Genomic DNA, 24,275 nt, shown 5'->3' with positions numbered 1-24,275 from the left:
GACGGGGGCGAGCCCGGTCGGCCTACGCCTCGGCCAGGCGTAGTTTCGTGGTCACCTGCGCGAGGCGGGTGATCCGGGCCCAGTCCCGGGTCTGCACCGCATCGGCGGGGGTGAGCCACGAGCCCCCCACACAACCCACATTGGGCAGTGCGAGGTAGTCGGGGGCCGTCGCGACCGAGATTCCGCCGGTGGGGCAGAACCGGGCCGCAGGCACGGGGGAATGGACGGATGCGAGGAACCGGGTGCCGCCCGCGGCCTCCGCGGGGAAGAACTTCATCTCGCGGTAGCCGCGTTCGAGGAGCACCAGCACCTCCGAGACGGTCGCCGCTCCCGGCAGGTGCGGCAGTCCGGTGTCGGTCATGGCCTTCAGCAGGGACTCCGTCGCGCCCGGTGACACCAGGAAGCGCGCACCGGCCGCCGCTGCCTGCGCGGCCTGTCCGGGTTCGACGATCGTGCCGGCACCGACGGTGATGTCGGGGACCTCGTCGGCGATCCGCTCGATCGCCTCGAGGGCGCACGGGGTGCGCAGGGTCAGCTCGATCATCGGCACGCCACCGTCGGCGAGGGCTCGGGCGATCGGGACTGCGTCCGCGGCATCGTCGATCACGACGACGGGCACGACAGGGGTCACGTCCAGCAGGCTCATCGGGGACTCCTTCACACGAATTCGGGTCGAAAGACGCTGGCGCCGTGGGTGGCCGGGCCCACGGTGGCCCGCAGGCCCGCGAACAGCTCCCGGCCCGTGCCGGTCCAGGCGTCGTCGGTGGGGGCGTGGCCGGTCGCCACGCGATCGGCGAGTGTGGCGTCGGACAGGTGCACGCGCAGCGAGCCGGCGACGGCGTCGACGGTGATCAGGTCGTCGTCGCGGACGCGGGCGAGCGGACCCCCGGCCGCGGCCTCGGGCGTGACGTGGATGGCGGCGGGCACCTTGCCGGACGCACCCGACATCCGGCCGTCGGTCACCAGCGCGACCCGGCGCCCGCGGTCCTGCAGCACCCCCAGCGCGGGGGTGAGCTTGTGCAACTCGGGCATCCCGTTCGCGCGCGGGCCCTGGTAGCGCAGCACCGCTACGACGTCGCGGTCGAGTTCGCCGGCTTCGAACGCCGTGAGGAAGTCCGCCTGGTCGTCGAACACCCGGGCCGGGGCGGTGACGACGTGGTGCTCGGGGGCGACCGCGGACACCTTGAGCACGGCCTCGCCGAGGTTGCCGTCGAGCACCTTGAGTCCGCCGTCGACGGCGAACGGATCCGCGACGTCGCGCAGCACGGTGCGGTCCAGGCTCGCGGACGGCCCGGCCGCCCACCGCAGCTTTCCGTCCCGCAGCCGCGGCTCCTGCGTGTACCGGTGCAGACCGGGCCCGGCGACGGTGGTGACGTCGTCGTGCAGCAGGCCTGCCGAGAGCAGCTCCGAGACCACGACACCGAGCCCGCCGGCGGCGTGGAAGTGGTTCACGTCGGCCGCACCGTTGGGGTAGATCCGGGCGAGCAGCGGCACGACGGCCGACAGGTCCGCCAGGTCGCGCCACGTGAGAGTGATGCCGGCGGCCCGGGCGATCGCTACCAGGTGCATCGTGTGGTTGGTGGACCCGCCGGTCGCGAGGAGTGCGACGCAGCCGTTGACGACGGCCCGCTCGTCGACGACCTCACCGACCGGGGTGAAGTCGGAGCCGAGGGCGGTCAGGCCGGTGACGCGGCGCGCGGCCTCGGCGGTGAGCGCGTCCCGCAGTTCGGTGCCGGGGTTGACGAAGCTCGCGCCCGGCAGGTGCAGGCCCATCACCTCCATCAGCAGCTGATTGGAGTTGGCGGTGCCGAAGAACGTGCAGGTGCCGGCGCCGTGGTAGGACGCGGCCTCGGCCTCGAGCAGGTCTTCACGTCCGGCGCGGCCCTCCGCGTAGAGTTGCCGCACCCGGGCCTTCTCGCCGTTGGGCAGCCCCGACGTCATCGGTCCGGCCGGGACGAACACCGTAGGCAGGTGCCCGAAGCCGAGCGCGCCGATCAGCATGCCGGGGACGATCTTGTCGCAGACCCCGAGCATGAGGGCGCCGTCGAACATGTCGTGCGACAACGCGATTGCGGTGGACATCGCGATGACGTCACGACTGAACAGCGACAGCTGCATTCCGTCGCGGCCCTGGGTGATGCCGTCGCACATGGCCGGGACGCCACCGGCGAACTGCGCGATGCCCCCGGCCTCGAGGACCGCGGCCTTCAGCCGTGCTGGGTAGTCCTCGAAAGGCCGGTGCGCGGAGAGCATGTCGTTGTAGGAGGAGACGATCGCGATGTTCGGCTTCACCAGCCCGCGCAGCGCGGACTTGTCGGCAGGTTCGGCGGCGGCGAATCCGTGGGCCAGGTTGGCGCACGCGAGACGTCCGCGGGCCGGCCCCTTGTCGGCGGCGGCGCGCAGCCGCTCGAGGTAGGCGGCACGCTCGGCCCGGCTGCGCCGGACGATGCGGTCGGTGACCCGGTCCAGAACGGGATGGCTCATACGGAAGTTCCTTCGTACCAGGCGCGTCCGTCGCGCTCGATGAGGGTGGTCGCGTCGGTGGGGCCGGACGTCCCCGCCGGGTAGCGGCGCGGCATCCGGCCGGTGCGGTCCCAGGTCTGCAGGATCGGTTCGACCCACGCCCATGCGGTCTCGACCTCGTCGCGCCGCATGAACAGGGTCGGGTCGCCCCGCACCACGTCCATCAGCAGCCGCTCGTACGCGTCGGGGGAGGGCCGGTCGAACGCGTCGACGTAGTTCAGATCCAGGGACACCGGGCGCAGGCGGATCCCGCCGGGTCCGGGTTCCTTGGCGGTCATGTGCAGGCAGATGCCCTCGTCGGGCTGCAGCCGGATCACCAGGCGATTGGGTTCGGTGGCGCCTTCGGCGCGGGGGAACATCGGGTGCGGAACGTCCTTGAACTGCACCACGATCTCGGAGCTGCGCTTCTCGAGGCGCTTACCGGTGCGAAGGTAGAACGGCACGCCGGCCCAGCGCCAGTTGCGCACCTCCGCGCGTACCGCGACGAAGGTCTCGGTGCGGCTGTCCGGGTTCTCCACCTCGTCGCGATACCCGGGCACGGCACCGCCGTCGACGAGTCCCGGGCCGTACTGGCCGGTCACCGTGAATCTTTCGACGTCGTCGGCCGTCATCGGCCGCAGTGCCTGCAGCACCTTCAGTTTCTCGTCGCGCACCGTTTCGCGGTCGACGATCGTCGGCGGTTCCATCGCCACCAGGCACAACACCTGCAGCAGGTGGTTCTGCAGCATGTCGCGCAGCGCGCCGGAGGTGTCGTAGTAGCCGCCGCGGGTGCCCACGCCGAGGGATTCGGAGACGGTGATCTGGACGTGGTCGATCCACGTCGAGTTCCACAGCGGCTCGAGCAGGGTGTTGGCGAACCGGGTGACCAGCAGGTTCTGGACGCTCTCCTTGCCGAGGTAGTGGTCGATGCGGAAGATCTGCGACTCGTCGAACACCTCGCCGACCGAGTCGTTGATCGCGCGGGCGGAGGCGAGGTCGCGGCCGATGGGCTTCTCGAGCACCACCCGCGAGGTCGGTTCGACGAGTCCGTGCCGGGCGAGGTGATGGGAGATCGGCCCGAACAGCGAAGGGGCACAGGCGAGGTAGAACACGCGCACGGAGTCCGGGGTCAGGACGTCGTGCAGGGCGGACCAGTCGTCCCCGCCTGCGAAGTCGAGGCTCACGTAGTCGAGGCGGTCCAGGAACCGGGTGAGAGTGCCGACGTCCAGCAGGGGAGCGGGCACGAAGCGCGCGAGCTCGCCGCGAATCTTGTCGCGGTAGCCGTCGGTGTCGAGGCCGGCGCGTGCGGCGCCGACGATCCGGCTGCCGGGTGGCAGCTGGCCGTCCCGATCGCGCAGGTAGAGGGCGGGCAGGAGCTTACGGACGGCGAGATCGCCGGTGCCGCCGAAGACGACGACGGTACAGGGGGCGGCGGGTGACATGGCTTGTCCTCCCGAATGAGGGGGTGAGGGCTGTCACTCGCAACCGTAGAGCATCTTCCGCACTGAAACAACAAACTTACGCATTTCTAAGAACAAAGTTCGCCGGGGTGCGGCGTCCTGCCGCGGCGCCGGGCGCTCTCGAGTGCGTTTCCTTGGTTCAATGGCGATATGAGCCGATCCTCCAGCGCGCCCGCCACAGCGGGCGAGGTCTTCGCCCTCGTCCGTGCCGGCGCCGCGACCACCCGAAGCGAGATCGGGCACCACACCGGGCTCTCCCGCACCGCCGTCGCGGCACGGGTCGCGGCGCTCCAGGACCTCGGCCTCGTCGTCGAAACGGAGGAGGGGCCCTCGACCGGGGGGCGCCCGCCCCTCACCCTCACCTTCGGGGCGGGGGCGGGCATCGTGCTCGTCGTCGCGATCGGCCGCAGCCGCACCCAGCTCGCCGTCTGCGATCTCGCCGGGGAACTGCTCCGCACCGAGGACCTCGAGCAGGAGATCGGGGCGAGCCCGGGTGAGCTGATGCCGAAGGTGGCCGCGCACCTCGCCGACCTGCGTGACGCGCTCGGTCCCGGCGCCCCCCGCACCGTCGGTATCGGGGTGAGCCTGCCGGGCACCGTGGACACGGTCCGCGGCTGCAGCCTGGATTCGCCGATGATGGCCGGCTGGGACGGTGTCGAGTTGCAGCCGTTCCTGGCGGACCTCGGCGACGCACCGGTGTTCGTCGACAACGACGCGAACGTCATGGTTCTCGCCGAAAGGCTGGGCGAGCGAAGGCAGTTCGACGATATGCTCCTCATCAAGGCATCCACGGGCCTCGGGGCGGGCATCGTGTCGGGCGGGGTGCTGCAGCGCGGCGCGGTGGGCGCGGCCGGCGAGATCGGGCACACCAAGACCGCTGCGGCGCAGGGCGTCCTGTGCCGCTGCGGCGACGTCGGCTGCGTCGAGGCGATCGCCGGGGGCTGGGCGCTGGTCCGTGACCTGCAGGAGCAGGGCCGGGACGTGACCCACATCCGCGACGTCGTGGCCCTCGCCGTCGGCGGGGATGCGGAGGCGCGCCGCATGATTCGCGACAGTGGCCGGCGGATCGGCGAGGTCATCGCCGGTGCCGTCAACCTCCTCGATCCGGCGGTGCTCGTCGTCGGCGGCGACATGGCCGAGGCCTACGACGTGTTCGTCGCCGGACTGCGCGAGACCCTCTATCGCGATGCGGTGTCCGTCGCCACCCGTGCCCTGCAGATCCTGCCGTGGTCGCACGGCGATCGCTCCGGGATGATCGGCTGCGCCTCCATGGCGCTCGACCAGGTGCTCAGCGTGCGCGCCGTGGACCGGATGGTGGCCGAGCGGGGCCGGTGACCCGGTTACTCCGCCGGCTGGCGGCGGATGAAATCGGCCATACCCGGGACGGTGAAGGCGATGCGACCGTGCTCCGGCGCCCAGATCAGGCCCTTGCGGATGGCCGAGTTGCGGACGTCGCTGACACCGGTGGCCGTCGAGCCCATCAGCTGGGCGACCTTTCCGGACCGGGGTGCCTCCTCGCCGGCCGCGGCGAGTGCGGTGAGATACCGGCGCTCACGGTCGGTGGCCCGGTTCCAGCGCGACGGGAAGAATCCCTCGTCGAGGTGACGGCGGCCCACCTCGACGGCGAGCTCGGCATCCTCGAGCTGGAAGGGGCTGTGCGGAGCGATGTTCCAGATCGCCTTCCCGAACTCCTGGAGGAAGTACGGATAGCCCCCGCTGGCCTGGACGAGCACGGCGAGGGCGTCGTCGGTGAAGTCCCCGCCCTGGCGGCGCACCGGGATCCGCAGGGCGTCGGCGGCGGCGACCGGCGAGAGGGGGCCGATGGTGCTGTAGAGGAACTGACGCTCCGCGTACGAGCGGTTGCCGGCCAGGACCGCGGGAAGATTGGGCAGTCCGGCGCCGACGAGGAAGAACGGCCATTCCCGCTGGCTCGCCCGGTGCTGGACGGCGAGCAACGCCGACAGCAGGTCGGAGTCGAGGTCCTGCATCTCGTCGACGAACAATCCGAAGGCGCTGGATCTCGGCCGGAGTTCGGCGGTGATCGCCTCGACGAGTTCCTCGAGGTCGAGGTCGATGTCCCCGGTCGCCGCCGGACGCTGCTCGAGGGAGAAGTTCGCGGTGGCCGGGCCGAGGCCGAGACCGAGGGAGAAGCCCCTGGCGAGGTCGATGAGCGGGTCGATCGCATGCTGGATCCGGTGCTTGCGGCTGTAGCGGCGCAGTCCGACGGTCAGCTCCTGGGAGAGCTTGGCGCGAACCGCGCTGGTTCCGGCCTCGCTGGGCCGTGCCTCGAGGGCGATCGTCAGCCACCCCTGCCGGTCGGCGTGCTCGACGAGAGCGTTGAGCAGGGTCGTCTTCCCGACCCCCCGCAGACCCGACAGGATGAGTCCGCGGTCGTAGATCTGCCGCTTGCTGCGGGCGACGAGGAGTTCGAACGCCCCGATCTGCTCGTCACGCCCCTCGAGCGCCGGCGGCCGCAGGCCGGAGCCGGGCTTGAACGGATTGAGCTCGAGGTCCACGAGCCGAGTATAGAGACTTATGGCGACTTATCTGAAGATTTCCATAGTTGACCATAACTACCGATAGATTCGTCCGCCGCGCTTCGTCGCCGTCCGATTCACAGCCCGGCGATCCCGTTGCCGATCAGGATCAGGCCGAGGATCAGAAGTACTGCCGCCATGATCACCGTGTGGTGGCGGGTCATCCACTCGTCGGTGACCGCGAGCGCCCGGTCGGCACGGTCGGCGAACACGCCGCGCACCACGGGCGGGGCAGCCACCCCCAGACTGGCTACGACCGCGAAGACGATCAGCGCCACGATCTGTTCGTGCACGCGCACAGTCGCGTCCGCGATGACCACCGCGCCGGCTGCGACCAGGGCGAGGTTCTTCGGATTCGCCGCTGCAAGCAGAAATCCGAGAGCCAGTGCCCGTCGAGCGGTCATGGTCTGGGCGGCCGCCATCCATCCGGGCACGGTGGATTCCTCGCCCGGCTGCGGCCGCGAGTACCACTTCCGGACGGCCAGGAGGACCAGCACGACTCCCAGCACGAGTTTCGCAGCAGCGGCCCACCAGGTGGGCTCGTCGGACAGCATGATCACATCCGCCACCGCGATGACCACGGCGCCTACCACGAGCAGACCCGCGAACCAGCCGCCGACGAAGGCGTAGGAGACGCGCAGCGGCCGCTTGGTGACCAAGAGCACCGACAGCATCACCAGCGGCATCGCCGCCAGCAGCAGGCCGACCGCAATCGGCAGGGACTGCCCGATCGCACCTGCCATGAGCCACCCCTCGGATCGCCGATCATCGATCTCCGACGAAGAGTAGTCGCATCCCCGTCCGGTGGAGACGGACACGGTCGCGCGGTCTCCTCCGGGCCGACACCCAGTCCTCCGCGACGCGGATCTTGTCCCCCTGTCTCTGCCACCCCGCCCGTCCCAGGCGTCCGAATCACCCGTTGGGGAACATCAAGCACACATACGGTCCGGTACGCCCCGGTCGGGACAACGACGGGACGTGCACGCTCGGCACCGCACACCGAACGGCCGGCGTCACGCAGGCCGGGTCGCGTCGCGGCGCCGGGCATCGAGCGGAACCACCGTGCCTCGGCAGGTGATCGGCTCATCCGCAGGGCGGGTCAGGGCGACGCGTAGCCGAGACAGTGCGCGGTACTGTCCGAGCCGGACCGCGCCGGGCGTGATGTGCAGGACGGCGGCGGTTTCCGCCGTCGACATGCCGTGGACGACCCGCAGATGCAGGATGTCGCGTTGCCTGTCGGTCAGGACGTCCAGCAGCGCATCGATGCGACGCCGCTCGTAGCGGCGCCGTGCGTGGGTCTCGGGAGCCTCCGGTCCCCACGCTACGTCGGGAACGTCTCCGACCGGTGCTGCGTTCCGTGGATCCGACCGCACGGCATCAGGATTCTCGGGGTCGAGCGCAGCGGTGCGCTGCTCGATCCAGGGCCGCATCGTGTCCGCACTCGATCGTAGGGAGTCGGACGGAAGCCCGTCGTTCACAGGAGCTGTCATCGAGTCGTGCCTTTCCTTGCTGTGACATGACGCATCGCGTCCGTCCACGCACCCACACAACCGGACGTTCGCCCGGCGTCCATGGGAGTGCGCCGTGGATCTGCTGGGAACTGCGTCTGCGGCGAACCCGGCAGGCGTCGGAGACACCGGTCACCGGGGTGTCGATGTCACTGCGGTACCGGAGATCCGCCGCCGAGCTCGCAGGGGTCCGTGCCGTCCTGTGTCAGCACGTCGCATACTCGGCTCTTCGCATTGTCGCGGGTGGTGACGACGACCTGGTCCCACGGGCTCCCGGCCGTGGCGTCGTCCTCGTCGGTGAGGTGCGATCGCAGAACGGTCCATCGATGCCAGTGCCGCGCGAACGACGACTCGTTCACAACGCGCCCGCGAGCGTGCTGCCCGGCTTGCGCGACATCGCGGGGTACGTCGAGGAAGACGAGCACCGGCGTCCAGCCTCGCCGCCGCGCCAGGCGAGCCGTCCAGTCGCGTCGGCGGCTGCGTGTGGCGGTGTCGTGAACGGCCACAGGCCCTTCGCTCCGGTGCGGTCCGGCCAGGAGAGTGCGCACCACGTCGAGGGTGTGCATGAGATGGACGAGTGGCCGATACCGGCGATACGGCAGGTCCGGCGGAAGCGCGGCGGCGAGGCCTTCGGCACGGCATTCCGGATCGAGAACGATCAGACCCGGGATGTCGTGCTCGATCCGGCGAAGCAGGGTGCTCTTACCCGCTCCGGGAATGCCACCGACCATCAGGAAGACGGCACCGGTGTCGCGCCCGGACGGATGTGCCAGGCGGGAGACCGTCGGAGCTGAAGCGGTTATGACGATTCCTTTCCCCGCGATCAGGTTCGCGATCGATTCTGCCGTCTCCAGAATGCCGGCACGGACTGGGCCGCCGCTGAGACCTTCCTGAGGTCCGGCTGTGAAACCGGGCCGCACCGCGCGGCCCGCCTCTCACGCCTCGGCCGGTCCCCTGTCACGCAGCTCAACTGTCACGCAGCTCAGCAGTCATGCAGCTCAACTGTCACGCAGCTCAACTGTCACGCAGCTCCGCGAGCGCAGCGGTGCGCTGCTCGATCCAGGACCGCATCGAGTCCGCACTCGATCGGAGCGAATCGGCCGGGAGCCCGTCGCTCACCGGAACGGTCGCGACCAGGGTGTCGAGTATCTCGAGAGCGCGTCCGCTGCCGTACATCTGGTCGTACAGTTCCCGATAGGCGTCCTCGTAGACGCCGGTGAAGGCATCGGATCCGAGAAACCGTGTCTTCAGCGCATTGCCGGACTGCATCCGGCCATCTCCCGGGGGCGCGGCTGCGTCCGAGGGCATCGCGCGCGGCTGAGCCACCGCGCCGACGCCGGCGGGTGGGGTACCGCGGCCGTCCTGCCCGGCGCCGCCCCTCGCTCCGGGGCCCATCGAGACGGTGTCGTGCGGGCCGGTCGTGGCATCACCTTGCATGGCCAGGTTCAGGTCCCACGACACGACTGAGAGCCTGCCCGTCCCGAGGTCGTACCAGAGGTAGTAGTTCTGGCCCGGCCCGCTCATGTCGTCGCCGTTGACGAGCAGATTCTGCGTGGCGGCGTACCGCGCGAACGAGTCCACGTCCACCCACTCCGACAGGTGTGCGTCGAACTCCTCGTCGCCCGCCGAATCCAGCCACTCCAGGAAGCGGATGATCGGCTGCAGGTTCCCCGCCCCGACCGCGTTGATCTGCTCGAACTGGTCGGCGTAGTCCGACTGGTCGTCGCCGATGTACTCGAACCGCGACGACGCATCAGCCTTGTACAGGTAGCCGTCGGAGTCGAACAGGGAGTTCGCATAGGTGTCGTCGGGATGTTCGAGCAGCAGGCGCGTGGTGGTGGCGCTGCCGTTGACCGAATAGACCGTGTACGCGTAACGCTGTGTCGGCTGCTCGGTCTCCGCGGTCAGCGACAAGGCCATCGCCTCGTTGAGCACGGGCGAACCGGGGCGCACCGAGATCTCGGTCATGCCCTGGTAGGCGCGGCCGTCGGCGTTCTCGTCGAAGCTGACGAGCAGCGGCAGCGACGTCGGATCGTCCGCGGTCGCCTGCGACATGCCGCCCGTGGCCGGCGGCTCGAATCCTTCGGGCAGCTCCAGCCCCGCCGGTGGTGCGACGCCCTGACCGCCGACGCGAGTATCGGTGCCGCGCAATCCCATCAGGGTGGAGTTGCCCTTCAATCGCACCGAGACGTCGGTGATCAGCGTGCCGTCGAGGGTGACGTCGGCGGTGACCCACTTCTTCTCGCCGGTGCTCTGGAAGGCGGTGATCATCTCGTCGTACTCCGCATCGGTGATCTCGACCGAGAGTTCGTGCGGAACAGAGGCGTCGAACAGGTCCACCCTGCCGGTGATGTTGTCGGTGATCTCCGAGGCGATGATCGTCGGGTCGCCGGTGAGGTACGGCCGGATGCGGGTCGCCCCGAACACGGTCGCCAGGATCGTCACGAACGCGACGAACACCGCCAGAAGTTTCCAGTGCTGTCGTAACGACACCGGGATCCGGTGCCGGAGCCGTCGTCGCGGTGGCGGCTGTCCGCCGGTCGGCCTCCCGCCCATCAGATGTCCGTCTGGTCGTAGCCGGTCAGGACCGTCACCCGTTGACCGGTGTTGACCGCGCTCAGGGCCGAGATCAGCTCGTTCGGCTTCGCGTCCTTCTTCAGCTGCGCGGTGTAGTACAACTCGGTCAGCGCCCCGGAGCGGACGGATTCGGTGGAGACCAGCTCGAACTCGGTGCAGTACCGGACGAGCACGTCTTCGACCATCGCGCTGTACTGCTGCTCCGGCGGTACCTGCACCTTGACGACCTGGCGCCGGACGTCGAGCTCGAACCAGTTGAACTTGCTCATGATCAGCAGCACCAGGCAGATCGCGATCGTCGCGGCGATCGCCAGCAGGTAGAAGCGGGTGCCGGTGGTCATGCCGACGGCCATCACCAGGAAGATGAAGCCCACATCGCGAGTTTCCTTGATGGCGTTGCGGAACCGAACCACCGACAGGGCGCCGACGAGTGCGAACGCGCGGGCGATGTTGGAGCCGACGACCAGCATGATCAGCGCGATCACCATGCCGACCAGTACCAGGGTCTGCACGTAGGACTGGCTGTAGGAGACGTTCTTGTGGGTGTGCCGGTAGACCCAGCCGATGATCGAGGCGAGGACGAACGACAGTGACAGCGACACGATGATGTCGAACGTGGTGAACGTCCCGCTGAGGTCTTGCAGGTCGAAATTCATGAGAGTCCTGGTTCGGTGTAGGGACGGGAACAGGGCGGCAGGTCAGGGCACCGTCGTCGTGGTCTCGAGGAGGCCGGTCGGCACACGGCCGTCGAAGCCTTGCGGCAGAACGAGTCCGGGAGCGCCGAACCGGGAACGGGGCGCGAGACCGAACGCCTCGACGGACTGGCAGTACTTCGAGACGCGGACGACCGACATGTCCATGCGGGCAGTGAGATCGGTCGCCCAGTACGGAACGCGTTCGTTGGCCTTGAGTTCGACGATCGCGAGTTTCGGCGGCACGACGAACCGGTTCTGCGCTCCCGACGCGAAGCCGAAATCGCGGTCGCGGCCGTGCACCTTGTGGTCGATCGTCACTCGGAGGCCGAGGTCGGCCTCGCGGCCGACGAACGCCTCTCGCAGATATCCCGTGGTCACGATCGGTCGCAGGTCGAGATTGCCGATCAACGTCGTCACCTCGTGGACGAACGGACGCTGCGGGGGATCACAGCCGACCTCCTGCCGTCCGTCGAGCCAGCGCTGCGCCGTCCCGTACGGCATCGCGATGCGCCGCTTCTGGGTGACCCGGTTGACGCGCTGCTTGACCTCGATGTGCACCGGCGTGTCGTCGGTGCATTCGGAAGGGTTGCCGTACAGACGCATCCGCAGTTTTCGCCGGAATCTCAGGCCCTCGATCTTCTCCCAGTAGAACCGCAGGTCCGGCGTGTCGTAGTAGAGCGAGGTGACCGGGTACCCGCCGTGTGGAGAATACGGATCGGTGTCCATCCGTGCCGTGAGTTCCCGGCGCAGGTCGGGAACCTTCAGTTCGTCGACGAAGTACTTGATCTCGTAGCGGTTGAAGGCATGCAGGCTACCGACGGTCTGCCGGTAGCCCGTCGGTGCGGTGGGAACGGCGTCGGTCGGGGGCATGTCCTGCGGGGTGGACGTGCGGAATCGGTCGAACACTCCCATGGAACCCGGCCTCTCGTCGAAGAACTGCGCTGCGGTGAACGCGATGCGAACGAGACCAGTACAGCCGGTGACCCTCGAGGGATCTTGGGACGTTCCTGGCAGTCTGCTGGCAACGTGCCGGGATCGGGACTCGTACCCGCGACACGAATCGACGAACGCACCGACGATCGCTGTCGCGTACGGCTGCGAAGTGCGCGACCGTGCGGCACCGACGAAGGCCGTCCCGCGCGTCGTCAGGTTCCGGCGGGCCGGATCCCCAGGACGCGGTGCCACCAGCGTCGACGCGGCGGCTCGGCGGTGTACTCACGCAGCGCTGCGGCCGCCGCCGCAGCCCGCTCGGCCCGTTGCGACCGCAGCTCCGCCCGATCTGTGGCCCACTGCCGGACCACCTCCTCCGGGTCGACCCGGTGGATGGGAACCAGGGGACCGCTCGGTGCGCGCAGGCAGTCCACGATTCGCCGGTTCAGCTCCCGGACGATCTGCCGCACCGCCGGCTCGGTGGGCACGTCGCGCACGGTGTCGCGCAGCCGCTCGACCTCCTTGCGCAGCTGCAGCGGGGGTGGCAGCAGGGCCTCGGTCGACAGTCCTTCCCGGCGCAGGTAGTCCTTGACCCACCACAGCTCGTCGTCGCTGCGGTGCGGAATCGGCTTGCCCGCTCCGCGCAGGTTGTCGAAGTCGCCCCGCTCCTGCGCGACGCGGATCTGGCGTTCGATCCACGACTCGAAGGTGATGTCCGGCCGCTTGCGCTCGGTCATGGAGGCGATTGTCCTCCGCGAGGCGTCGGGTTTCACGCTCGGCGGGTCACCGGGACCGTTGCGGACACGCCGATCGGGTCGGGGACTGAGAGCGTCGAGAGCAGGCGCCAGCGGCCGCACGCGCAGCGCTGGTATCGCACGATGCCTTCGCTCGTCGGGTGGCGGGAGACCTCGGTCCAGTGGTGGCTGTGGGATGTCTGCATGCCACCCAGCGTGATGTAATGACATTATGCATCTCAACCCTTACGGCGAATACGCCGTGCGCCTCGCCGCGGATCTGGTGAACGACCCACCCGCGACCGTCGACGCGCTGGTGCGCCGCTGCCTCGAAGCGGGCCTGGTGATCGACTTTCCCGTCGGTGCCGGCGACCTGCGCGACGTCGAGGCGATGCTCGTGCGATGGTGTGGCGTCGTCGACGCGACCAGTGACGCCGAGCGTGCTGCGCTCGTCAACGAGATGCTGGCCGCCGCTTCGGCGTATCCGCGTATGACGAATCACGCGGGCGACGGTTGGCACCTGCACTACCGGGACGATCAGCATTCGCTCGCCGGGGTGCTCGAGGCGCTGATCTCTGTCGGTACGGCTCTGCACCTGGTGGGCCGGGGCATGCACCGACTGGGCCGCTGCGCCCTCGACGAGTGCGACGACGTCTACGCGGACACCTCCCGGAACGGGCGGCAGCGGTACTGTTCGCCGCGGTGCGCGAACCGCGACGCCGTGCGCCGGCACCGCGCCGTGCGCGCCGTCTGAACCGCGCCGTGCGCGCCGTCTGAACCGCGCCGTGCGCGCCGTCTGAACCGCGCCGTGCACGCCGGGTGAGCCGGGCTCAGCGCGGCGCGGTGCCGACGACGACGGTCGCGAAGTCGTCGTCGCTGTGTACCACCTGAGGGGCCAGCCCGCTGCGGTCGAAGCACGCGGCGATCCCGTCGGCCTGCTGCTCGCTCGACTCGACCAGCAGATGCCCGCCCGGTGCGAGCCATCGCCCGGCCGCGGCCGCCACCCTGCGCAGCACGTCGAGTCCGTCGGCGCCCCCGTCGAGTGCGATGCGGGCTTCGTGCTCCCGGGCGTCGGCGGGCAGTAGCGCCAGGTCCGACGTCGGGACGTACGGCACGTTCGCGAGCAGAAGGTGGACGCGCCCGCGCAGCCCCGCGGGCAGCGGGTCGTAGAGGTCGCCCTCGTACACGTGACCGCCGAGCGCGGCGAGATTGCGGCGCGCGCACTGCACCGCCGCCGGATCGAGATCCGCCGCATGCAGTTCCACCTCGGTGACGGCCGCCGCCACGGCGGCACCGAGCGCCCCGGACCCGCAGCACAGGTCGACGACGACGGCGCCGGGCACGGCGAGCGCGACGGCGCGGTCGACGAGGAACTCGCTGCGCCGGCGCGGAACGAAGACCCCGGGGGCCACGTGGATGCGCAGGCCGCAGAACTCGGTCCAGCCGAGAACGTGTTCGAGCGGTTCGCCGGCCGCGCGCCGGCCAACCGAGTCGGCGAGGTCGCCGGGCGTCCGGGCGGCGTCGATCAGCAGCCGGGCCTCGTCCTCCGCGAACACGCACCCCGCGCGTCGCAGGGTGGCGGCGACGGCGGTGACGTCCGGCGGGGGCGGCATGCGGTGGTGCCCGGCGTCGGGTCTCAGTCGGCGAGATCCTTGTATTCGGGATGCTTGTCGATGAAGCCGTCGACGAACGGGCAGATCGCCACGACGCGCTTCCCGCGGGCGCGGACGTCGTCGAGCGCGAATCGCACGAGCGTGCTCGACAGGCCCCGGCCCGAGTAGGCGTTGTCGACCTCGGTGTGGTCGAACACGAGCTGGACGTCGCCGTCGGGGTGGTACTGGGTGTAGCCGACGACGTTGTCGCCGTCGCGCAGTTCGTAACGCTGTTGCTGCGGATTGTGGACGGCAACGACGGACGGTTCGCTCATGGCATTCCTCCGGCTGTTCAGGTGTTCTCGAGCAGGTGCGTGCGCATCGCGGTGTACGTGTCCCCGAAGCGGGTCACGTCCTGGGGACCGAGCAGGTCGAACACGTAGGAGCGTACGGCCTCGACGTGCCCGGGACTGGCCTGGGCCAGCTTCGTGGCGCCGGCGTCGGTGAGTTCGGCCAGCGTGCCGCGCTTGTCCTCGTCGCATTCGACGCGCCGGACCCAGCCGGCGTCGACGAGGCGGCTGATCGCGCGGGTGACGCCGCTGCGGGTCGTCACGACGGCGTCGGCGAGCGCGCGCATGCGCAGCCGTCGGCCGGGGGCCTCCGAAAGCGCGACCAGCAGTTCGTAGTCGGTGAGGGACATGCCGGAGTCCCGGGTGAGCTGCCGGTCCAGGGCATTCATCAGCAGACGGGTGCTGTCGAGGTAGGCGCGCCAGGTGCGCTGCTCGTCGTCGCTGAGCCACCGGGTCTTCGTCATCAGTCGAGGATAACCGGATGGTTGCTCAGGAAATCAGTTCGGCGTCACTCCTGCGGGGGACGGACCGGGTGCCGGCTGACGATGGAGACCCGGTTGAACGTGTTCATCGCCACGGCCACCCACGCGATCGCGGAGAGCTGGTCCTCGGTGAGGCGGGCGCGGGCGAAGGCGTAGTCCCGGTCCTGGGTACGACTGTCGGGCAGCTCGGTGATCGATTCGGCGAGGGTGAGGGCGGCCTGCTCCTGCTCGTTGAACAGGTCGGTGTCCCGCCAGGCCCGCAACACCGCCAGCCGCTGAGTGGTCTCGCCCTCGCGCAGGGCGTCCCGGACGTGCACGTCCAGGCAGTAGGCGCAGCCGTTGATCTGGGAGACGCGGATGTTCACCAGCTCCACGAGCCGACGCCTGAGTCCGGCGTCGGCCGTGGCCTGGCGTATCGCTTGGGCGACCGCGATCTGCGCCCGGTACACCGGGCGGGTCTGCTTGTCGATCGGGACGCGCTTGTCGCTCACTCCGGCGGTGAGACGTGCACGGAGATGTAGAGGGGTTCGCCGAGCTGCTCGAGCAGGCCCAGCTGGGTCTCCAGGTAGTCGATGTGCTCTTCCTCGTTCGCGAGGATCTCCTCGAAGATGCGGGCCGAGGTGATGTCGTGGACCGAGCGCATGTACTCGGCGCCCTTGCGGAGCCGGTCGCGGGCCTCGATCTCGACCTGCAGGTCGGCCTCGAACATCTCCTTGACCGTCTCACCGAGCCGCAGCGTGCCGAGGCGCTGGTAGTTGGGCAGGCCCTCGAGGAACAGGATCCGGTCGGTGAGGGTTTCGGCGTGCCGCATCTCCTCGAAGGATTCGGCGCGGGTGTGCGCGGCGAGCTTCGTCCAACCGTTGTTGTCCTGCATCTTCGAGTGCAGGAAGTACTGGTTGATCGCCGTGAGCTCGGCGGTGAGCTGCTCGTTGAGGTACTCGATGACCTTCTTGTCGCCCTTCATGGCGCCTCCCGGGGACCGAACGCGGATCGACCGCCGGGTATTGGGTCTAGACGGCGGTCTCGAGTTCGATCCTCTCATCCCGGTCGCGGGATGCGCGAACGATCGCCGAGATATTCCGGACGCAGCGTCCGCAGTCGGTGCCCGCGCGGCAGGCCGCCCCGATCTCGCGTGTGCAGCGCGCACCGGCAGCGATGTGGGCCTCGATGTGCCGGTGCGAGAGAGCGTGGCAGCTGCAGACGATCATCGAGACCCTCCTGGACGTACTACTTAGGTTCACCAAACCTTACCTCAATGAGGTGTGGCTTACCTGTGATGGTAGTCACAGTCCGGCGGTGGGCGCCCCGGGCAAGTACCCAGTCCCGACCCAGGGCGCCCGGGCTCAGTGCTGCTGGGACTGCAACTGCGACGCCACCACCTGGTTGATCCGCTGCAGACCACCGGGAGTCAGACCGGGCAGCTGCCCTTCGATGGTCCGGACGACCGCGCTGTCGTCGATCACCTTCTCGCTGGACTGGATGAGCACGGTCCCCGCGCCCGTGAAGTCGAACTGCCGTTCCTCCCCGGACTGCACGCCGAACATGCGCGCTCCGGCGGCCACGAAGCCGTTGACCCAGGCCTCGTCGTAGTGATGGCTCGGTGACGGGCAGTCGGCCCAACCGACGAGCGCCTCGGGGTCGACCCGCAGGGGCGGCTCGGCGAACATCACCGGCCCGTTCGACGAGGCGAGAAACTTGCCCGTCCCGATCAGGGTGAGAAAGCCCGGCACGATCGACTGGTTCAGCGAGAGCCCCGGCTCGAACGCGAGCAGGTTCGCGGCCCGGATGGTCAGATTGCCGTCGTCGAGGTCGTAGGAGTTGATGTCGTAGCCCCGGTCGCCGAGGATCAGCTTCCCGTACCCCTCGGCGACGACGTAGTCCCCCATGTACAGCGGCGCCGAGAACTGATGCGCGACCATCTGCAGCAGCTGCCCCTGCAGTCCGTGCGTGAGCGAGGTGAACTGCACCTGCCCGTAGTAGGCGATCATCGCGCCCTTGGACAGGAACCACGGGCTCTGCAGGTCGATGCAGAAGGCGTAGTGATTGCCGGGCAGGTTGTCGCTGCCGACGAGATGAGAGGGATTGAGGACGACGCTCACAGTTTCTCCTCGGACGCTTGCACGTAGACGATGCCCTGACCGGTGCATTCGAGCTGAAGACCCTCGCCGCCGCTGCGGCCGGCGTTGCGCCAGCTCATGGCGGACTTCAGTTCCGTCCGCACCGATCCGGACGCGGCGATGAACGACTGCGGGTCGACGACGACCGGGGCCGGACCGCCCACCTGCAGTTCGAGGAAGCCGCCGTGCCCGAGCAGCACCGCGGTGCCGCGCCCCGACAGCTGGGTGGTGAACATGCCGCTGCCGGTCACCATGCCCGTCGCGGCGTTGCGCAGCGCGCCGAGGAAGCCGCCACCCCCGCCGCCACCGCCCGCCGGCGGCGCCGACATCGACACCACCGAACTCTGCAGGCTCGCGGTGTACCCGAGCAGCCGCGACGCCTCCACCCGCAGATCACCGCCGGCGGACAGGTCCACCACGTGCACCTCGAGGCCGCGGAAGCCGTAGTGGACGACGCCGTTGCCCTGCGCGAGCATCGTGCGTTCGTGCTCGCCCTGCATCATCCGTCCCGCCATTCCGGCGATCCCGCCCATGCCCGGCATCCCGCCGGCGCCGGGCACCTGGTGCGGAGCGAACTGCACCATGCCCGTATAGAACAGCATCGCCCCGCGGCGGGCGACGACCGGACCGGACTGGTTCAGATCGACCTTGACGACCTTGCCGTTGATCTTCGAGAACATGCTCTCCCTCACCGCTCCGCCGGCTGGATGGACACGACGCCCATGCCGTCCCACCGCAGCGAGAACGCCTCGCCGCTGCCCTGCCCGACGAACGTGCGCCACGAGACGTCGGTGACGAACGACTGGCTCAGCTGTCCCTTCGCGCACACGAACGCGTCCGGGTCGACGACGAGCGGATACTGCGGGGATACCTCGAGGTGGATCAGCGGACCGCCGGCCGAGAGCAGCGCGACCTGCCCGCTCCCGGTGACCGTCGTGGTGAACAGGCCCTGGCCGCTCATGTTGCCGCGCACCCCGGCGAACGTGACGTTCGTGCCGAGGTTGCCGTTCAGGGCGAGCAGCTGCTCCGATTCGACCTGCAGCGTCTCGTTGTTCAACTCGAGCACCGTGACGTCCTGACCCTGGTGGGCGAGATAGACCACGCCGTTGCCGCTGCACTCCATCAGCGACAGGCCCTCCCCGGTGGCCCGCTGGCGCAGTCCGGCCAGCACGCCCTCGCCCCCGCCGAACCCGGCCGACTTGAACTGCACCTGGCCCTCGTACGCCACCATCGACCCCGACAGTGCCCGGACACTGGTGTTGTTCAGGTGCGCCTCTATGACCCGTTTCGATTTCTCGACCAGTCGCATGCGGCAAGACGATAGACGCTCGGCCGCCGGTTCGCCCTTCCGGCTCGGCGCCCGGTGGCGCGGACACTCCACAATGTATGCGTGCCCGATGCTCCCGACCGGTCCCTGCTCGGCCGTGCCTTCGCAGTGCTGGGCGCGTTCACCGCCGAACGGCCGCGCCTGACCCAGTCGGAACTGAGCCGCCGGACCGGACTGCCCCTGCCGACGGTGTTCCGGTTGTGCGGTCAGCTCGTCGACGCCGGAGCTCTCGAGCGCCGGGCGGACGGCAGCTACCAGATCGGGGTGCGGGTGTGGGAACTCGGTGCCCTCGCGCCGCGGGCTCACGGTCTGCGCCAGGTGGCGATGCCCTATCTCGAGGACCTGTTCGACGCGACGCGGGAGAACGTGCAACTCGTCGTCCGCGAGGGACTCGAGGCCCTGTACGTGGAGCGGCTTTCGGCGCGCGGTGCCGTGCCCGTCGTCGGCCGGGCCGGTGGCCGGCTGCCCCTGCACGCGTCGAGCGGTGGGTTGGTGCTGCTCGCCCACGGCGGGCCGGAGCTGCTGCAGGAGGTGCTCGATGCCGGACTCGAACGGTTCACCCCCGCCACGATCGTCGACGAGTCCCGGCTGCGGCGGGTGCTCGACGACATCCGGCGGACCGGTGTCGTGATCGCCCGTGAGTACCTCAACGTCGGCACGATGGCGATGGCGGCGCCCATCCGGGAGCGCTCGGGCCGGGTCGTCGCCGCGGTGTCGGTGGTGGTGTCGGTCGAGGCGGATGCCGCGCCGCTGATCCCGGCGATGCGGGCCGCCGCCAGCGGCATCTCCCGCAGGCTGACCTGAAAGCCGTCTTTCGGTGAGTGAAAGCGGGGGGTGACGACGTGGTCCTTCCTCCCGGACAGTGAGGGGCATCACCGATCGTCCCCGTTTCCGAGGAGTCTTCCCATGAGCGAGTCCCGCACCCAGGTCGCGATCGTCGGCGCCGGCCCTGCCGGCCTGATGCTGTCGCACCTGCTGCATCTGCGCGGCATCGAGTCCGTCGTGCTCGAGGCGCGCTCCCGGGAGGACATCGAGGCCACCATCCGTGCGGGCGTGCTCGAGCAGAACACCGTCGACCTGATGGTCGAAACCGGGGTCGGCGACCGGCTGAAGGCCGAGGGGTACGAGCACCACGGCGTGGAGTTCCGTTTCGGCGGCCGAGGACACCGCATCGCGTTCGACGAACTCGTCGGCCGTGCGGTCACCGTCTACCCACAGCACGAGGTCAACAAGGATCTCATCGCGCGCCGCCTCGCCGACGGTGGCGACATCCGCTTCGGGGTCTCCGACGTGCAGGTCCACGATCACCTCACCGATCGGCCCTACCTCACCTACACCGACCCGCAGGGCAACCCGCAGCGTCTCGATGCCCGGCTCGTCGCTGGATGCGACGGCTCGCGCACCAGCACCCGCGGTCTCATCCCCGAGCCGCAGATCCGCACCGACCACTTCCGTCAGTACCCGTTCGCGTGGCTCGGCATCCTCGCCGAGGCGCCGCGCTCGTCCGAGGAGCTGATCTACGCGCGGCACGAGCGTGGCTTCGCGCTCGTCTCGACCCGGACCGCCGATGTGCAGCGGCACTACCTGCAGGTCGATCCGGACGACGACATCGCGAACTGGTCCGACGACCGCATCTGGAGCGAACTGCACGCCCGGGTCGACGGGGAGGGTGCCGAGATCAAGGACGGCCGTATCTTCGAGAAGTCGATCCTGCAGTTCCGCAGCTTCGTGTGCGAACCCATGCAGCACGGCAACCTGTTCCTCGCCGGCGACGCCGCGCACACCGTGCCGCCCACCGGCGCCAAGGGCCTCAACCTCGCGGTCGCCGACGTCTTCGTGCTCGCCCGGTCGATGGACGAGTACCTCGCCCGCGGCGACCGCGCCCGGCTCGACGGCTACACCGAAGAGGTCCTGCCGCGCGTGTGGCGGGCCCAGCACTTCTCGTGGTGGATGTCGTCGATGCTGCACACCCACCCGGGCAACAGCCCGTTCGACAACAAGCGGCAGGACGCCGAGCTCGACGCGGTCACCCGCTCCGTCGCGGGACGCACCCTGATCGCCGAGCAGTACACCGGCTGGCCGCTGGTCTGAGACGCGGGAGTTCGCTGCGCGGTCCGCTCGGCGTCGGCCAACCGGTCGCGCCGAGCGGACCGTGACCGCGGCACCGGCCGAGTAGCCCCGACGACAAGCTCCCGCTGGACGCGGCATCCGTCAGTACGACGCGCGGCCGCCGCTCGCGTCGTACACGGCGCCGGTCGAGAAGCTCAGCGCGTCCGAGGACAGCCAGGCGACGAGTTCGGCGATCTCGTCGGGCCGGCCCATCCGGGCCATCGGCGTCAGGCTCTGCGACCGGGCCAGGATCGCCGGATCCGTTCCGGCATTCATCGGGCTCTCCACCGCCGCGGGCGCAACCACGTTGGCGAGCACCCCGGTGGTCGCGATCTCCTTGCCGAGCGACTTCGTCAGCGCGATCACCGCGGCCTTGGACGCGGAGTAGGCGCTCTGGTTCGGGTTGCCGTCCTTGGCGGCGATGCTCGCCAGGTTCACCACCCGGCCCCAGCCGGCGTCGATCATGGCGGGCACGAAGGCGCGGCACATGAGGAACGTGCCGTCGACGTTGATGCGGAACGTCCGCTGCCAGTCCGTCAGGGCGGTGTCGACGAGCGGGGCCGACGGACCCACCACCCCGGCGCTGTTGACGAGGATGTCGACCCGCCCCAGGCGTGCGCGCAGCCGGTCGACGGCCTGGGGATCGGTGACGTCGACGTGCTCGTCGGCACCGTCCGCGACGTCGGCGGTGACGACCCGGATGCCTTCGGCGGACAGCCGCCTCGCGCAGGCCGCACCGATTCCGCTCGCCCCGCCTGTGACGAGCGCGGTCGTGCCCGAGGGATAGGTCACCATGCGCTCGCTCCTCGCGGGTGTGCCGGTAGTAGTCTGAATCCATGTGCGAAATCGAAACAATCGACGACGCACCATGTATGGATCTGGATATACGGCTGTAGGCGCAGCCGTCAAGTCCCCGGAGGGATCGAGATGGAGATCCGCTGGCTTCAGGCCTTCGTCGCCGTCGCTGAGGAACTGCACTTCGGGCGGGCAGCCGCCCGCTTGCAGATGGCGCAGTCGCCGCTGAGCCAGACGGTGCGCAAGCTCGAGAAGGACCTCGGTGTGCCGTTGTTCGAACGCAATACGCGCAGTGTCGCTCTCGCGGCCGGGGGGCATGCCTTCCTGCCCCACGCCTACCACATTCTCGAAAGCGTCGAGACGGCACGACAGGCCACGCGCGCGTCCGCCGGCGGAGTGTACGGCCGCATCAAGATCGGGTTCACCGGTGTGCTGAACCATATTTCGCTCCCCCCGCTGACGCGGGCGCTGCGGCAGCGGTACCCGGACATCGAACTCGATCTCGTCGGCCGCATCATGACCCGTGAGGCCGTCACCCAACTGGAAAGCGGCGCATTGGATCTCGCGTTCGTCGGGCTGCCGGTCCAGTCCACGGCGGTGGCCACCCGGCTGATCCGCCGCGAGTCGTTCGGCGCCGTGCTGCCCTCCGACCACCCGCTCGCCGGGGAGGCGGAGATCGACCTGCACGACCTCGCGGACGACGGCTTCATCACCACGCCGTTGTCGGCGGGGTCGGCCCTGCAGGAGAGCGCCATGCGGGCCTGCCTCGACGCCGGATTCCGCCCGCGCGTGGTCCAGGAGATCACCGACCCGTACATGATCCTGGTGCTCGTCTCGGCCGGTGTGGGAGTGGCGCTGATGACGTCGAGCATCGCGACGATCACGCCGCCGGGCACGGTCTTCGTCCCTCTCGCCGACGAATCCGTCTACATGCACCACGGGATCGGCTGGTCACCGCGCCGCGTGTCCCCGGCGCTCGAAGTCGCCTTGCGGGTCGCCGAGGAGATCCTTCCCACCCCCAATTGAGACGACAATCGTCTTTATCTGAGACTTTTTCAGTGTTGGACGCTGCATAGTGCGGCGTGTCAGGCTCGTTCCGTTCCGGCGACTGTGAGGGCCATCACCGAAGGCCGACTCGGCGTCCGTCGGATCCTGGGACGAAAGGAACGCCATGGCGAACACACACGCTGCCGGCCCCGACGGACGACCGAACGAGAACGCCCGCCGGGCGGCCATCTCCGGTTTCCTGGGCAGCACCCTGGAGTACTACGACTTCTTCATCTACGGCTCTGCCGCAGCGCTCGTCTTCGGGAAGATCTTCTTCCCCGGCGACGGAGCGACATCGACGCTGCTGTCGATCGGCACCCTCGGCGTCGCCTACATCGCCCGCCCGCTCGGCGCGGTGCTGTGGGGGCACTGGGGCGACAAGTTCGGCCGGCGCAACGCCCTGCTGGCCTGCCTGCTGCTGATGGGCATCGCCACGTTCGTGATCGGCTGCCTGCCCACCTACGAACAGATCGGTATCGCCGCACCGGTGATCCTGGTGCTGCTGCGCCTGCTGCAGGGCCTGTCGGCCGGCGGTGAATCCCCGGGCTCGTCGTCCCTGACACTCGAACACGCCCCGGCGAACCGGCGCTCGTTTTTCACGTCGTTCACCATGAGCGGCATCATGTTCGGCATCGTCATCTCGAGCCTCGTGTTCATCCCGGTGGCGTCGCTTCCCGACGAGGCGCTCTACTCGTGGGGCTGGCGGGTGCCGTTCTGGCTCAGCATCGTCGTCACGGTGGTCGCGGTGTGGCTGCGCCGCAAGCTCGACGAACCCGAGGTGTTCGAGGAGCTCCAGGAGAACGGCGACACCGCCGCCCTCCCCGTCGTCGAGATGTTCCGGTCGCACTGGCGCACCGTCGTGCGGATCAGCCTCAGCGCCACGTTCGCCATGATCAACACGATCGTCAACGTCTTCGCGCTCGCCTACGCCGTGCAGGTCGAAGGCTTCGAGCGCTCCACGATGCTGTGGGCGATCGCCACCGCCAACTTCGTGGCGGTGCTCAGCCAGCCCGTCGCCGGGCTGCTCGCCGACCGGATCGGCCGCAAGCCGGTGTTCGTGTTCGGTGCCCTCGGCTCCGGCGCGATGGTGTTCGTCTTCTTCCACGCCATCGGAACCGGAAGCACGCCAATGGTGTTCGCCTCGGGAATCGTTCTGATCGGTTTCTTCTACGCCATGCCGAACGGTGTCTACCCGGCTTACTTCCCGGAGCAGTTCCCGGCGCGGGTGCGCTACACCGGCATGGCCGTGAGCCTCATGCTCGGTCTGCTCGTCGCTGGATTCACCCCCGCCGTCGCGCAGCTGCTCTCGGCGGGCGACACCAGCAACTGGACCCCGGTCGCCTGGATGTGCCTGGGCTTCGCGGTGCTGTCGTCGATCGCCGCCCTCACCGGGCCGGAGACCTACCGCACCCGCACCGCGGATCTGGGCGAGCCTCGCCCGGCGTCGGTGGCGCGACCGGCGCAGGAACTCGTCCGCAGCGACGTCTGACCGGCCATCGAGCCCCGGCGCCCG

Annotated in this window: 28 protein-coding genes; 6 read left to right on the top strand and 22 right to left on the bottom strand. The window is 69.3% G+C overall.

Features of this window, described 5'->3' with window-relative positions; translation table 11 throughout:
* Window positions 1–22: 22 nt before the first annotated feature.
* From eda to zwf, 3 genes are read right to left on the bottom strand one after another with little or no spacing between them, the layout of a single operon-like run.
* The gene (gene eda / locus AC2IPW_RS24060) at window positions 23–646 is read right to left on the bottom strand and encodes a bifunctional 4-hydroxy-2-oxoglutarate aldolase/2-dehydro-3-deoxy-phosphogluconate aldolase (RefSeq protein ID WP_486375861.1); all 624 of its coding nucleotides are present in this window, start codon (window positions 644–646) and stop codon (window positions 23–25) included.
* An 11-nt stretch (window positions 647–657) separates the two neighbouring features.
* Window positions 658–2,484, bottom strand: a complete 1,827-nt coding sequence (gene edd / locus AC2IPW_RS24055) for a phosphogluconate dehydratase (RefSeq protein WP_450119703.1) — start codon at window positions 2,482–2,484, stop codon at window positions 658–660.
* Window positions 2,481–3,944, bottom strand: a complete 1,464-nt coding sequence (gene zwf, locus AC2IPW_RS24050) for a glucose-6-phosphate dehydrogenase (protein ID WP_017680144.1) — start codon at window positions 3,942–3,944, stop codon at window positions 2,481–2,483. Before zwf ends, edd begins: the two co-directional genes overlap by 4 nt.
* 168 nt (window positions 3,945–4,112) lie before the next feature.
* Between zwf and AC2IPW_RS24045 the strand changes: the two genes are divergently transcribed.
* Window positions 4,113–5,297, top strand: a complete 1,185-nt coding sequence (locus AC2IPW_RS24045) for an ROK family protein (protein ID WP_017680143.1) — start codon at window positions 4,113–4,115, stop codon at window positions 5,295–5,297.
* 5 nt (window positions 5,298–5,302) lie between these two features.
* Here the strand turns inward: AC2IPW_RS24045 and AC2IPW_RS24040 are convergent, their stop codons facing one another.
* From AC2IPW_RS24040 to AC2IPW_RS24000, 9 genes are all read right to left on the bottom strand, one after another.
* The gene (locus AC2IPW_RS24040) at window positions 5,303–6,478 is read right to left on the bottom strand and encodes an ATP-binding protein (protein ID WP_486375860.1); all 1,176 of its coding nucleotides are present in this window, start codon (window positions 6,476–6,478) and stop codon (window positions 5,303–5,305) included.
* Between the two features lie 98 nt (window positions 6,479–6,576).
* Window positions 6,577–7,242, bottom strand: a complete 666-nt coding sequence (locus AC2IPW_RS24035; RefSeq protein WP_486375859.1) for a GAP family protein — start codon at window positions 7,240–7,242, stop codon at window positions 6,577–6,579.
* 270 nt (window positions 7,243–7,512) lie between these two features.
* Complete coding sequence (locus AC2IPW_RS24030) at window positions 7,513–7,929, bottom strand: sigma-70 family RNA polymerase sigma factor (RefSeq protein ID WP_486375858.1); 417 nt, start codon at window positions 7,927–7,929, stop codon at window positions 7,513–7,515.
* A 227-nt stretch (window positions 7,930–8,156) separates the two neighbouring features.
* Complete coding sequence (locus tag AC2IPW_RS24025) at window positions 8,157–8,927, bottom strand: AAA family ATPase (RefSeq protein WP_486375857.1); 771 nt, start codon at window positions 8,925–8,927, stop codon at window positions 8,157–8,159.
* A 94-nt stretch (window positions 8,928–9,021) separates the two neighbouring features.
* Window positions 9,022–10,467: a CotH kinase family protein gene (locus AC2IPW_RS24020; RefSeq protein ID WP_486375856.1), complete on the bottom strand. Its 1,446-nt coding sequence runs from the start codon at window positions 10,465–10,467 to the stop codon at window positions 9,022–9,024.
* 95 nt (window positions 10,468–10,562) lie between these two features.
* The gene (locus tag AC2IPW_RS24015) at window positions 10,563–11,240 is read right to left on the bottom strand and encodes a DUF4956 domain-containing protein (protein WP_010594140.1); all 678 of its coding nucleotides are present in this window, start codon (window positions 11,238–11,240) and stop codon (window positions 10,563–10,565) included.
* Window positions 11,241–11,282: 42 nt separating this feature from the next.
* Entirely contained in the window at window positions 11,283–12,191 is a 909-nt protein-coding gene (locus AC2IPW_RS24010; protein ID WP_486375855.1) for a VTC domain-containing protein, read from the bottom strand.
* A 233-nt stretch (window positions 12,192–12,424) separates the two neighbouring features.
* On the bottom strand, window positions 12,425–12,946 hold the full coding sequence (locus tag AC2IPW_RS24005) for a DnaJ family domain-containing protein (RefSeq protein WP_003938717.1): 522 nt from the start codon (window positions 12,944–12,946) through the stop codon (window positions 12,425–12,427).
* A gap of 32 nt (window positions 12,947–12,978) precedes the next feature.
* Window positions 12,979–13,149: a hypothetical protein gene (locus tag AC2IPW_RS24000; RefSeq protein WP_191902546.1), complete on the bottom strand. Its 171-nt coding sequence runs from the start codon at window positions 13,147–13,149 to the stop codon at window positions 12,979–12,981.
* 26 nt (window positions 13,150–13,175) lie between these two features.
* Here AC2IPW_RS24000 and AC2IPW_RS23995 point away from each other — a divergent pair, with 26 nt between their 5' ends.
* On the top strand, window positions 13,176–13,697 hold the full coding sequence (locus tag AC2IPW_RS23995; protein ID WP_486375854.1) for a CGNR zinc finger domain-containing protein: 522 nt from the start codon (window positions 13,176–13,178) through the stop codon (window positions 13,695–13,697).
* A gap of 76 nt (window positions 13,698–13,773) precedes the next feature.
* On the opposite strand, the gene AC2IPW_RS23990 is transcribed toward AC2IPW_RS23995, so the two are convergent.
* The 9 genes from AC2IPW_RS23990 to AC2IPW_RS23950 all read right to left on the bottom strand — a co-directional run bounded on the left by AC2IPW_RS23990 (window position 13,774) and on the right by AC2IPW_RS23950 (window position 18,793).
* On the bottom strand, window positions 13,774–14,556 hold the full coding sequence (locus tag AC2IPW_RS23990; RefSeq protein ID WP_486375853.1) for a putative protein N(5)-glutamine methyltransferase: 783 nt from the start codon (window positions 14,554–14,556) through the stop codon (window positions 13,774–13,776).
* Window positions 14,557–14,579: 23 nt separating this feature from the next.
* Window positions 14,580–14,870: a GNAT family N-acetyltransferase gene (locus tag AC2IPW_RS23985; RefSeq protein ID WP_003938720.1), complete on the bottom strand. Its 291-nt coding sequence runs from the start codon at window positions 14,868–14,870 to the stop codon at window positions 14,580–14,582.
* Window positions 14,871–14,887: 17 nt separating this feature from the next.
* Entirely contained in the window at window positions 14,888–15,349 is a 462-nt protein-coding gene (locus AC2IPW_RS23980; protein WP_054373541.1) for a MarR family winged helix-turn-helix transcriptional regulator, read from the bottom strand.
* A 44-nt stretch (window positions 15,350–15,393) separates the two neighbouring features.
* Window positions 15,394–15,858, bottom strand: coding sequence for a carboxymuconolactone decarboxylase family protein (locus AC2IPW_RS23975; protein ID WP_486375852.1), 465 nt, complete (start codon window positions 15,856–15,858; stop codon window positions 15,394–15,396).
* Complete coding sequence (bfr, locus tag AC2IPW_RS23970) at window positions 15,855–16,331, bottom strand: bacterioferritin (protein ID WP_003938723.1); 477 nt, start codon at window positions 16,329–16,331, stop codon at window positions 15,855–15,857. The genes AC2IPW_RS23975 and bfr overlap by 4 nt, the downstream gene beginning before the upstream one ends.
* Window positions 16,332–16,377: 46 nt before the next feature.
* On the bottom strand, window positions 16,378–16,575 hold the full coding sequence (locus AC2IPW_RS23965) for a (2Fe-2S)-binding protein (RefSeq protein WP_003938724.1): 198 nt from the start codon (window positions 16,573–16,575) through the stop codon (window positions 16,378–16,380).
* 135 nt (window positions 16,576–16,710) lie between these two features.
* Complete coding sequence (locus AC2IPW_RS23960) at window positions 16,711–17,514, bottom strand: AIM24 family protein (protein ID WP_371382668.1); 804 nt, start codon at window positions 17,512–17,514, stop codon at window positions 16,711–16,713.
* A complete protein-coding gene (locus tag AC2IPW_RS23955) occupies window positions 17,463–18,164 on the bottom strand; it encodes an AIM24 family protein (RefSeq protein ID WP_003938726.1) in 702 nt (233 codons plus the stop codon). The genes AC2IPW_RS23960 and AC2IPW_RS23955 overlap by 52 nt, the downstream gene beginning before the upstream one ends.
* Window positions 18,165–18,172: 8 nt before the next feature.
* Window positions 18,173–18,793 (bottom strand): AIM24 family protein, encoded by a 621-nt coding sequence (locus AC2IPW_RS23950; RefSeq protein WP_003938727.1) that lies wholly within the window; start codon window positions 18,791–18,793, stop codon window positions 18,173–18,175.
* Between the two features lie 81 nt (window positions 18,794–18,874).
* On the opposite strand from AC2IPW_RS23950, the gene AC2IPW_RS23945 reads away from it, so the two are divergent.
* Both AC2IPW_RS23945 and AC2IPW_RS23940 read left to right on the top strand, forming a co-directional pair.
* Window positions 18,875–19,615 carry an IclR family transcriptional regulator gene (locus tag AC2IPW_RS23945; RefSeq protein ID WP_119700171.1) on the top strand — a complete coding sequence of 247 codons (741 nt, stop codon included), beginning with the start codon at window positions 18,875–18,877 and terminating at the stop codon, window positions 19,613–19,615.
* Window positions 19,616–19,717: 102 nt separating this feature from the next.
* Window positions 19,718–20,902, top strand: coding sequence for a 4-hydroxybenzoate 3-monooxygenase (locus AC2IPW_RS23940; protein ID WP_289379872.1), 1,185 nt, complete (start codon window positions 19,718–19,720; stop codon window positions 20,900–20,902).
* 120 nt (window positions 20,903–21,022) lie between these two features.
* On the opposite strand, the gene AC2IPW_RS23935 is transcribed toward AC2IPW_RS23940, so the two are convergent.
* Entirely contained in the window at window positions 21,023–21,715 is a 693-nt protein-coding gene (locus AC2IPW_RS23935; protein ID WP_003938730.1) for an SDR family NAD(P)-dependent oxidoreductase, read from the bottom strand.
* 132 nt (window positions 21,716–21,847) lie between these two features.
* Between AC2IPW_RS23935 and AC2IPW_RS23930 the strand changes: the two genes are divergently transcribed.
* Both AC2IPW_RS23930 and AC2IPW_RS23925 read left to right on the top strand, forming a co-directional pair.
* Window positions 21,848–22,741, top strand: coding sequence for a LysR family transcriptional regulator (locus tag AC2IPW_RS23930; RefSeq protein WP_003938731.1), 894 nt, complete (start codon window positions 21,848–21,850; stop codon window positions 22,739–22,741).
* Between the two features lie 145 nt (window positions 22,742–22,886).
* On the top strand, window positions 22,887–24,251 hold the full coding sequence (locus AC2IPW_RS23925; RefSeq protein WP_486375851.1) for an MFS transporter: 1,365 nt from the start codon (window positions 22,887–22,889) through the stop codon (window positions 24,249–24,251).
* Window positions 24,252–24,275 lie beyond the last annotated feature (24 nt).

Source organism: Rhodococcus sp. NS-SX18 (assembly GCF_057367935.1).
The sequence above is the reverse complement of the archived record's forward strand: the minus strand, read 5'-3'. Positions and strand labels throughout refer to the sequence as shown.

Excerpts from the sequence above, each read along its gene's own strand:
- eda (WP_486375861.1), bottom strand. The coding sequence starts at position 646 with ATGAGCCTGCTGGACGTGACCCCTGTCGTGCCCGTCGTCGTGATCGAC.
- edd (WP_450119703.1), bottom strand. The coding sequence starts at position 2,484 with ATGAGCCATCCCGTTCTGGACCGGGTCACCGACCGCATCGTCCGGCGC.
- zwf (WP_017680144.1), bottom strand. The coding sequence starts at position 3,944 with ATGTCACCCGCCGCCCCCTGTACCGTCGTCGTCTTCGGCGGCACCGGC.
- AC2IPW_RS24045 (WP_017680143.1), top strand. The coding sequence starts at position 4,113 with ATGAGCCGATCCTCCAGCGCGCCCGCCACAGCGGGCGAGGTCTTCGCC.
- AC2IPW_RS24035 (WP_486375859.1), bottom strand. The coding sequence starts at position 7,242 with ATGGCAGGTGCGATCGGGCAGTCCCTGCCGATTGCGGTCGGCCTGCTG.
- AC2IPW_RS24030 (WP_486375858.1), bottom strand. The coding sequence starts at position 7,929 with ATGCGGCCCTGGATCGAGCAGCGCACCGCTGCGCTCGACCCCGAGAAT.
- AC2IPW_RS24015 (WP_010594140.1), bottom strand. The coding sequence starts at position 11,240 with ATGAATTTCGACCTGCAAGACCTCAGCGGGACGTTCACCACGTTCGAC.
- AC2IPW_RS24010 (WP_486375855.1), bottom strand. The coding sequence starts at position 12,191 with ATGGGAGTGTTCGACCGATTCCGCACGTCCACCCCGCAGGACATGCCC.
- AC2IPW_RS24005 (WP_003938717.1), bottom strand. The coding sequence starts at position 12,946 with ATGACCGAGCGCAAGCGGCCGGACATCACCTTCGAGTCGTGGATCGAA.
- AC2IPW_RS24000 (WP_191902546.1), bottom strand. The coding sequence starts at position 13,149 with ATGCAGACATCCCACAGCCACCACTGGACCGAGGTCTCCCGCCACCCG.
- AC2IPW_RS23995 (WP_486375854.1), top strand. The coding sequence starts at position 13,176 with ATGCATCTCAACCCTTACGGCGAATACGCCGTGCGCCTCGCCGCGGAT.
- AC2IPW_RS23990 (WP_486375853.1), bottom strand. The coding sequence starts at position 14,556 with ATGCCGCCCCCGCCGGACGTCACCGCCGTCGCCGCCACCCTGCGACGC.
- AC2IPW_RS23985 (WP_003938720.1), bottom strand. The coding sequence starts at position 14,870 with ATGAGCGAACCGTCCGTCGTTGCCGTCCACAATCCGCAGCAACAGCGT.
- AC2IPW_RS23980 (WP_054373541.1), bottom strand. The coding sequence starts at position 15,349 with ATGACGAAGACCCGGTGGCTCAGCGACGACGAGCAGCGCACCTGGCGC.
- bfr (WP_003938723.1), bottom strand. The coding sequence starts at position 16,331 with ATGAAGGGCGACAAGAAGGTCATCGAGTACCTCAACGAGCAGCTCACC.
- AC2IPW_RS23965 (WP_003938724.1), bottom strand. The coding sequence starts at position 16,575 with ATGATCGTCTGCAGCTGCCACGCTCTCTCGCACCGGCACATCGAGGCC.
- AC2IPW_RS23960 (WP_371382668.1), bottom strand. The coding sequence starts at position 17,514 with ATGCACCGGTCAGGGCATCGTCTACGTGCAAGCGTCCGAGGAGAAACT.
- AC2IPW_RS23955 (WP_003938726.1), bottom strand. The coding sequence starts at position 18,164 with ATGTTCTCGAAGATCAACGGCAAGGTCGTCAAGGTCGATCTGAACCAG.
- AC2IPW_RS23950 (WP_003938727.1), bottom strand. The coding sequence starts at position 18,793 with ATGCGACTGGTCGAGAAATCGAAACGGGTCATAGAGGCGCACCTGAAC.
- AC2IPW_RS23940 (WP_289379872.1), top strand. The coding sequence starts at position 19,718 with ATGAGCGAGTCCCGCACCCAGGTCGCGATCGTCGGCGCCGGCCCTGCC.
- AC2IPW_RS23935 (WP_003938730.1), bottom strand. The coding sequence starts at position 21,715 with ATGGTGACCTATCCCTCGGGCACGACCGCGCTCGTCACAGGCGGGGCG.
- AC2IPW_RS23930 (WP_003938731.1), top strand. The coding sequence starts at position 21,848 with ATGGAGATCCGCTGGCTTCAGGCCTTCGTCGCCGTCGCTGAGGAACTG.
- AC2IPW_RS23925 (WP_486375851.1), top strand. The coding sequence starts at position 22,887 with ATGGCGAACACACACGCTGCCGGCCCCGACGGACGACCGAACGAGAAC.